The 8,032-nt window shown below is 74.9% G+C and carries 4 protein-coding genes; 1 reads left to right on the top strand and 3 read right to left on the bottom strand.

Going from position 1 to position 8,032, the window contains the following annotated elements; all coding sequences use genetic code 11:
* Positions 1-2,923 (top strand): SDR family NAD(P)-dependent oxidoreductase (locus ACIBCA_RS35225; protein WP_396287201.1); only part of this gene is annotated, 2,923 nt, incomplete at its 5' end.
* A gap of 192 nt (positions 2,924-3,115) precedes the next feature.
* Here ACIBCA_RS35225 and ACIBCA_RS35220 read toward each other — a convergent pair.
* From ACIBCA_RS35220 to ACIBCA_RS35210, 3 genes are read right to left on the bottom strand one after another with little or no spacing between them, the layout of a single operon-like run.
* A complete protein-coding gene (locus ACIBCA_RS35220) occupies positions 3,116-3,883 on the bottom strand; it encodes a BTAD domain-containing putative transcriptional regulator (protein ID WP_396287199.1) in 768 nt (255 codons plus the stop codon).
* Positions 3,880-7,098 carry an amino acid adenylation domain-containing protein gene (locus ACIBCA_RS35215; RefSeq protein WP_396287198.1) on the bottom strand — a complete coding sequence of 1,073 codons (3,219 nt, stop codon included), beginning with the start codon at positions 7,096-7,098 and terminating at the stop codon, positions 3,880-3,882. Before ACIBCA_RS35215 ends, ACIBCA_RS35220 begins: the two co-directional genes overlap by 4 nt.
* Positions 7,099-7,112: 14 nt before the next feature.
* Positions 7,113-7,949: a hypothetical protein gene (locus tag ACIBCA_RS35210; RefSeq protein ID WP_396287197.1), complete on the bottom strand. Its 837-nt coding sequence runs from the start codon at positions 7,947-7,949 to the stop codon at positions 7,113-7,115.
* Positions 7,950-8,032: the final 83 nt, after the last annotated feature.

The raw sequence follows: 8,032 nt of genomic DNA, 5'->3' as shown, positions 1-8,032 counted from the left end.
CGGCCACCCCATCACCTGGCACCACCCCCACCACCACACCACCAACCCCAACCTCCCCACCTACCCCTTCCAACACCACCACTACTGGCTCACCGGAACCAGCGCACCCACCGACGCCACCGGCCTGGGCCTGCACACCGCCACCCACCCCCTCCTCGCCACCACCACCCAACTCCCCGACGGCACCTGGCTCGCCACCGCCAGCCTCAGCACCCGCCACCACCCCTGGCTCACCGACCACGCCGTCCACCACAACCCGCTCCTCCCCGGCACCGCCTTCCTCGACCTCGCCCTCCACGCCGCCCAGGCCACCGGCCACACCACCGTCGAAGAACTCACCCTCCACGCACCGCTGCCGCTCGACCGCTCGGTCCACCTCCAACTGGCAGTCGACACCGACCACCGCGTCACCGTCCACGCCCGGCCGCAGACCGACGACCCTGACCAGCCCTGGACTCTCCACGCGAGCGGCACCCTCACCACCGACGCCGCCGAGACCACCCCCGAACCCGGCATCACCCAGTGGCCCCCCACCGACGCGACCGCCATCGACCTCACCGACGCCTACGAGCAACTCGCCGACCACGGCTACGACTACGGCCCCGCCTTCCAGAACCTCACCCGGGCCTGGAACGCCGACGGCACCCTCTACGCCGAAGCCACCCTCGACCCCGACACCACCACCACCGGCCACACCCTCCACCCCGCCCTCCTCGACGCCGCCCTCCACCCCCTGGCGGTGCAGGCGCTGCGGCAGAACGCCCCGGAGCGGATGGTGCTGCCGTACGCGTGGAGCGGGGTGCGGACGTACGGCGCCGCCCCGGCGGCGGGTGCGACGGTGCGGATCCGGCTGACGCCGACCGGTGCCGACGGCTACGCGCTGCTCCTCACCGACGAGCAGGGCGGGCCCGTGGCGACGGTCGAGGCGCTCGCCGTGCGGCCGATCTCCCCGGGCGACCTCGCGGCGCTCGCGGGCGACCGCGGTGACGCGAGGCTTCACCGTCTCGCCTGGACGACCGTCAAGGCCGAGGGCGAGCCGCTGCCGGCGGGGCCGTGGGCCGTGCTCGGCGACCGGACGGCCGAACTGCTCGACGCCGTCCGGGCCGACGGGGTCGAGGCGGCGACGTACGCGGACCTGGAGGCCGCGGCAGGCGTGTTCGCGGACAAGCCCGGCGTCGTGCTGCTCTCCGTCGCGGGCGCACCGGTCGACGGGCCGGAGCTCCCGGCCGCCGCGCTGCGGACGACGGCCGAGTTGCTGGCCACCGTCCAACGGTGGCTGGCGGACGAGCGGTTCGCCGCTTCCCGCCTCGTCGTCGTCACCCGTGACGCCACCACCGGCGACCTCACCACCGCCCCCACCTGGGGGCTCATCCGCACCACCCAGACCGAACACCCCGACCGCATCACCCTCCTCGACCTCGACGACCACCCTGACAGCACCACCACCCTGACCACCGCACTGGCCACCGCCCTCGCCACCAGCGAACCCCAACTCGCCATCCGCCAGGGCACCCTCCACACCCCCCGCGTCGAACCCGCCACCACCACCGACGAACAACCGCCGACCTTCGACCCGGAAGGCACCGTGCTGATCACCGGCGCGACCGGCGGTCTCGGCGCCCTGATCGCCCGCCGCCTGGTCACCGAACACGGCGTCCGCCACCTCCTCCTGACCAGCCGCAGCGGACCCACCGCCCCCGGCGCCGCCGACCTCCAAGCCGAACTCACCGAACTCGGCGCCACCGTACGGCTGGTGGCCTCGGACGCGGCGGACCGGGAGTCGCTGGCGGGGCTGCTGGCCGAGGTGCCGGCCGAACACCCGCTGACCGGGGTCCTGCACGTCGCGGGAGTGCTGGCCGACGGGCTGGCGGAGACCCTGACGGCGGAGCAGCTGGCGACGGTGTTCCGGCCGAAGGTGGACGCGGCCTGGCAGTTGCACGAGCTGACGCGCGGGTGCGATCTCGCCGCCTTCGTGCTGTTCTCCTCCTTCGCCGCCACCATCGGCAGCGCGGGGCAGGCCAACTACGCGGCGGCCAACGCCTTCCTGGACTCCCTGGCCGTGCACCGCCGCGCCCAGGGGCTGCCCGCCACCTCGCTGGCCTGGGGCCTGTGGGAGCAGGAGGGCGTGGGCGAGCGGCTGGCCGGTGCCGACCTGGCCCGGATCGCCCGGACGGGGGTGGCGCCGATGGCCCCGGATCGCGCTCTGGCGCTGTTCGACGCGGCGCTGCGGCTCGACGAACCGGTGCCGATGCCGGTGGCGCTGGACTCCCGCGCGATGCGGGCGGCCGCGGTGGCCGGGACCGTCCCGCCGGTGCTGCGCGGACTGTTCCCGTCCCGTCCGGCGGCGGCCCGCCCGGCCGCCGCGCAGGCCGAAGCGAAGCGTCAACCCGACTCGTGGGCACGGCAGTTGGCCGGCCGAACGGCGGAGCAGCGGTTCGAGCTGGTGCTGGGGCTGGTGCGGGAGAACATCGCCGAGGTGCTGGGGCACGCCACGCCGGAGGCGATCAGCCCCCGGCAGGGCCTGCTCGACCTGGGCTTCGACTCGCTGATGGCGGTGGACCTGCGCAACCGGCTGGGCGGGGCGACCGGACTGCGGCTGCCCACCACTCTGGTGTTCGACTACCCGACCGCGGCCGACCTGGCCGCGCACCTGAGGGACGAGCTGGCCACCGCGGCGGCCGACTCGCCGGCGGACGCACGGGCGGCGCTGGCCGAGTTGGAGCGGCTGGAGGCGGTCCTCGCGGACGTCCCGGCCGGGCACCGGCTGCGGGGGGAGGTCGCGCTACGGCTGCGGGAGCTGCTGCGCGGCCTGGATCCGGACGGGGCGACGGAGCGGGCGAACGGAGCCGGCCCGTCGATCGGGGACCGGATCGCCACGGCCAGTGACGAGGAGCTGTTCAGCCTCCTGGACGGCGAGGACTGACCGCGACCGCCCTGACGCCGTCCGCCGTCCGCCGTCCGCCGTCCGCCGTCCGCCGTCCGCCCCTGGTCTCCTCGGCCGGGGGCGGACGGCGTTCCCGCACCTCCCACCCAGGAGGAACGGACAACACGAAAGCGGCCCCCGGCGGGTGGTTCCCGCCGGGGACCGCTGTCCCCCGTTCACGTACTCCCGTCGTCAGACCGCGACGCGCAGCCGCCCGGTCTCGCCGGGGACGAGCACGGCCCGCTGGAGTTCGCGTAGCTTGGGGCCGGGCTCCAGCCCGAGTTCGCGGTCGAGCACCTCCCAGGCGGTGCGGTAGACCCGCAGGGCGTCGCCGCGCCGGTCGGAGCTGCAGAGGGCGCGCATGAGCTGGCTGTAGAAGACCTCGTGCAGCGGGTGGTCGGCGATCAGCCCGTACAGGCTGCTGACCACTTCGCGGTGGCGGCCCAGCTGCAGGCTGGCCTCGACGCGCATCTCGATGCACTCCAGGTGGAGTTCCTCCATCGGCGGGACGAAGCCCCTGACGATGGGGCCGTTGAGCAGCTGGTCGAGCACCGGGCCGGTCCACAGGGCGAGGGCCTCGTCGAGGACGGCGCAGGCCGCCTCGCGCTGCCTGTCCGCCATCAGTTCGCGGCCCTGGCGGACCAGGCCCTCGAAGACCCTGCTGTCGAGTTCGCCGGGGCGGACCAGCAGCAGGTAGCCGGAGGGCCGGGTGACGATGGGGTTGTCCTGCCCGGGGCGGGCGAGGAGCTTGCGCAGCTGCGAGATGTAGACGTGCACGGCGGAGCGGGCGCGCGGCGGCGGCGACTCGTCCCAGATCTCGGTGATGAGCTGGCGGGTCGAGACGATCTGGTTGGCGCGCAGCAGCAGGGCCGCCAGCGCGATCTCCATCTTGCGCGCTCCGATGGTGACGGCGGTGTCGCCGTCGAGCACCCCGAGGGGGCCCAGGACCCGGTACTTCATCCCCGTCCTTCCGTTGTGCCGACAGTGCCACCAGTGCCTGCAGTACCGACAACGCCGACTACGGCGCCGACCGGCGGTGCGGTGCCCTCGTCCGCCCGCACCCGGGCGGCGAGCTGGGCCGGTGTCGGGTGCTGGAACACCTCGGCCAGCCGCAGCGAGACGCCGGTCATCTCCTCCACCCGTTGGCCGAGCAGCGCGCCGAGCAGTGAGTTGCCGCCCGTGGTGAAGAAGTTGGTGTCGGGGGTGGCGCCGCCGTCCGGCAGCAGGTCGTCGTAGAGCGCGACCAGGGCGGTCACCAGGTCGTCGTCGGTGTCGGCCGCGGGCCGGTCGGCGGCGGCGGCGCGCCGCCGGGCCCGGGCGTCCTCGGCCCGCTCGGCGGCGGTGCGGGCCAGGGCCGGGTAGTCGACCTTCTCGTTGGCGTTGGTGGGCAGGGCGTCGAGGAGGACGAACTCCTGCGGGACCATGGCGCGGGCGAGCCGGGTGCGGGCCCAGTCCCAGAGCTGGTCGGGGGTGGGGGTCCGGTCGGCCTCGGGGACGACGAAGGCGATCAGTTCGGCGTCCGCGCCGGAGTCGCCGTGGACGAGGACCGCGACGGCGCCCACATCGGGGGCGCCGAGCAGGACGGCCTCGATCTCGCCGAGTTCGATCCGGTTGCCGCGCAGTTTGACCTGCCGGTCGCTGCGGCCGAGCAGGGCGAGGGTGCCGTCGGGGCGCCAGTGGGCGAGGTCGCCGGTGCGGTAGTGGCGGCCGTGGCGGGGGTGCTCGCGGAACCGGTCGGCGGTCAGTTCGGGCCGGCCGTGGTAGCCGGCGGCGACGCCGTCTCCGGCGATGCACAGTTCGCCGCGGACGCCGAGCGGGAGTTCCCGGCCGGCGGGGTCGGTGACCAGGATCCGGGTGTTGCGGATCGGCCGGCCGATGTCGATCCGGGCGCCGGGGTGCTGCGGGACGGTGCCGGAGGTGGACCAGACGGTGGTCTCGGTCGGCCCGTAGACGTGGTGGAGTTCGCAGCCGGTGGCGAGCAGTTGCTGGGCCAGCGTGCCGGGCAGCGGTTCGCCGCCGCAGAGCACCTGGCGGCCGGCGAGCGCGGCGGCGGCCTTGTCCAGGACCATCCGCCAGGTGGTCGGGGTGGCCTGGACGGTGCGCACGTCGTGCCGGTCGATGAGGTCCAGCAGGGCGCCGCCGTCCACCCGGACCTCGTCGGGCGCGGCGACCACCTGGCCGCCGGAGGCCAGCGGGACGTAGAGCTCCAGGGCGGAGATGTCGAAGGCGAAGGTGGTGGTCCAGAGCGTGGCGTGGCCGGGGCCGGCGGCGAGTTCGGCGATGAAGTGCGCGACCAGGTTGGCGACGCCGCGGTGGGTGACGGCGGTGCCCTTGGGCCTGCCGGTGGATCCGGAGGTGTAGATCAGGTAGGCGTGGCCGTCGGGGTCGGCGGGCTCGGGGGCGCGCCGGTCGGCGGCGGGGGCGTCGGTGGCCGGTGCCGGGTGCAGCACGGTCAGGCCGGCGGACGGGGCGTGGACGGCGCCGGGGCGGGCGAGCAGCACCCTGGTCCCGGAGTCGGTGAGCTGGTGGTCGATCCGCTGGGCGGGGTGGTCGGGGTCGACGGGCAGGTAGGCGGCGCCGGCGAGCCAGGTGCCCAGGACGGCGGCGGCGAGCTCGGCGCTGCGCGGCAGCGCGAGCGCCACGGTGTCGCCGGCGGCCACGCCCGCGGCGGTGAGCTGGGCGCGGACGGCGTGGGCGGCGTCCCACAGCCGGCGGTAGGTCAGGGTGCGTTCGCCGTCCACGACGGCGACCGCGTCGGGGGTGTCGCGGACCTGCCGGTGGATCGCCCGGAGGACGTCCGGCGCGGTGTCGGGCGCCTCGGTCCGGTTGGCGGCGCCGATGACGGCGTGGTCGCGCTCGCCCCAGGCGAGCAGCGTCCCGACCGGCTGCTCGGGGTCGGCGGCGAAGGCCAGTAGCAGGGCCTCGTAGCGTTCCAGCAGCAGTTCGGCGTCGGTGCGGGTGAGGATCTCCGTCCGGTAGACGGTGCGGATGCGGATCTCGCCGTCGGCGGACATCACGAAGAACTCGAGGTCGAACTTGGAGTAGCCGTTCTCGATCGGCAGCGGGGTCGCGCGCGCCCCGGCCAGCTCGAACTCCGGTACCCCGAAGCCGGGCAGGTAGTTGAAGACGTGGCGGAAGAGCATGTTGCGCCAGGTGGTGGTGGCGCGCGGCAGGCTGCGGGCGAGGCTGTCGACGGGCACGTCGGTGTGCGTCAGGGACTCGAAGAAGGTGTCCCGGACGGCGCGGACGAGTTCGCGCACGGTGCTCGCCGGGTCGGTGCGCACCCGCAGCGGCAGCACGTTGACGTGGTAGCCGACGGCGCGTTCGGCGCCGGAGGGGCGCAGGTTGGCCGGGAAGCCGACGACGACGTCGGGGCCGGCGCCGTGGGCGTCCAGCAGCAGCACGTAGGCGGCGAGCAGGACGACGGCCTCGGGGGCGCGCAGCTTGCGCTGCAGGGTGCGGACGACCTCGGCGGCCTCGGGGCTCAGCGGCCGGGTGAGCTGTTCGCCGCGCAGGGTGGGTTCGGCGGTGTCGGCGCTGCCGCACCACAGGTCGGGGACGTCGGGGTCGAAGCCGGCCATCCGGCCCTGCCAGTGGGCGAGGCTCTCGGCGGTGGGCTCGGGGTCGTCGAGGGCGGCCCGGATCCGGGTGAGTTCCTCGGGCAGCGGACCGCCCGCGGCCAGGGCCGTGTAGGCGGCGGCGAGTTCGTCGACGAAGACCGGGACGGAGGCGGCGTCGAAGACCAGGTGGTGGACGGCCACGCAGACGTGGTCGGCCTCCTCGTCACTCAGGACGGCGGCGCGCAGCAGCGGGCCGCCGTCCAGGGTGAAGGGCCGGGCGACGAAGGCCGTGAGGGCGTCGTGCGCGGTGGCGCCGGCGGGGAGGTCCAGCCGTTCGACGGCGGTGTGCGCCTGCTCCGGGGCGAGGCGGTTCCTGGTCAGCCGGGCGCCGTCGACGCGGAACACGGTGCGCAGGACCTCGTGGCGCCGCAGCAGGACGGCGAGGGCCTGTTCCAGGACGGCCGCGTCGATCCGGCCGGCGACCCGGAAGGCGAGCGAGAGGTTGTTGGGGACGCTGCCCGGGACGAGGGTCTCCAGCAGCCAGAGCGCCTCCTCCTTGGGATGCGCGGTGTGCGCCGTCTGCGCCGTGTGTTCGGTGTACTCGGTGGCACGCATCAGGCTTCCTTCCGTCAGCTCAGCAGTACGTCCACGGCCCGGGCGACGCCGGCGTCGCGCAGCAGGTCCGCGTGCGGGAGGTCGAAGCGGATCTCCTCGGCGACGACGCCGTCCCGGTGGTCCGGCGCGAGGCTGTTGAGTCCGTTGTGCGGGCTGAGCGAGGTGATGGCGGTGGCGGTGCGCCAGACCGGGCCGGCGTCCAGCTGGGACGCGCAGACCAGGTAGTAGAGGAACGAGCGGAAGGTGCCGAGGAGTTCGGCGCGTCGGGCGGCGTCCAGGCCGGCCTGGGCGAAGGCCCGGTCGCCGTGGTCGAGGACCAGGCCGCTGAGGGTGGCGGCGAGCGCGGCCAGGTCGCCGTCCCCGCCGCCGCCGGTCTGGAGCTTGAGCGCTTCGTCGCCGGCCCGGCGGGCGGTCGCGAGGTCCTCGGCGCTCATCAGTGACGCCATCACGCCGAGCGCGTCGCCGTAGTGGCGGTGCAGCAGCGGCGCGTGCGGGTGCTCCGGGTCGAAGACGATCACCCGGGGGGCGGCGGGCTGCCAGTCGGCGATCCGTTCGGCGAGGCCGGCCGCGAACACGCTGCCCACGCAGTAGCCGAGGATGGCGCGGACCGGCCGGCCGCTGGCTCGGACGTCGGCCGCCCAGCGGTCGACGTGGTCGGCGGCGGTCATGTCCAGTTCGGCGCCGGTGGGCGGCGGGGCCGTCTCCCAGACGGTGAGGTCGGTTCGCAGCCGGGGCACCAGGTCGCCGAAGCCGCCGACGGTGCGGCCGGTGGTCGCCGAGAAGTCGGAGGCGAGGATCAGCTCCTCGGAGTCGGCCTCACGGAGCACGTTGTACGTTCTCGGCAGGTCCATCGCGTTCCTCCGGGTCGGTTGCTGAAGCACCGTCAGGCCCGGCGCTCCTCCTGTCATTGCTCGCCAGCCTCATCCCAGCCCGG

It is taken from the genome of Kitasatospora sp. NPDC051170, from assembly GCF_044455705.1.
Lineage (GTDB): Bacteria > Actinomycetota > Actinomycetes > Streptomycetales > Streptomycetaceae > Kitasatospora.
Note: the sequence above shows the minus strand (reverse complement) of the source record. Positions and strands in the feature narration are given on the sequence as shown.

What these genes read in the sequence shown, in the direction of transcription:
- ACIBCA_RS35210 (WP_396287197.1), bottom strand. Translation starts at nt 7,949, where the DNA reads ATGGACCTGCCGAGAACGTACAACGTGCTCCGTGAGGCCGACTCCGAG.
- ACIBCA_RS35220 (WP_396287199.1), bottom strand. Translation starts at nt 3,883, where the DNA reads ATGAAGTACCGGGTCCTGGGCCCCCTCGGGGTGCTCGACGGCGACACC.
- ACIBCA_RS35215 (WP_396287198.1), bottom strand. Translation starts at nt 7,098, where the DNA reads ATGCGTGCCACCGAGTACACCGAACACACGGCGCAGACGGCGCACACC.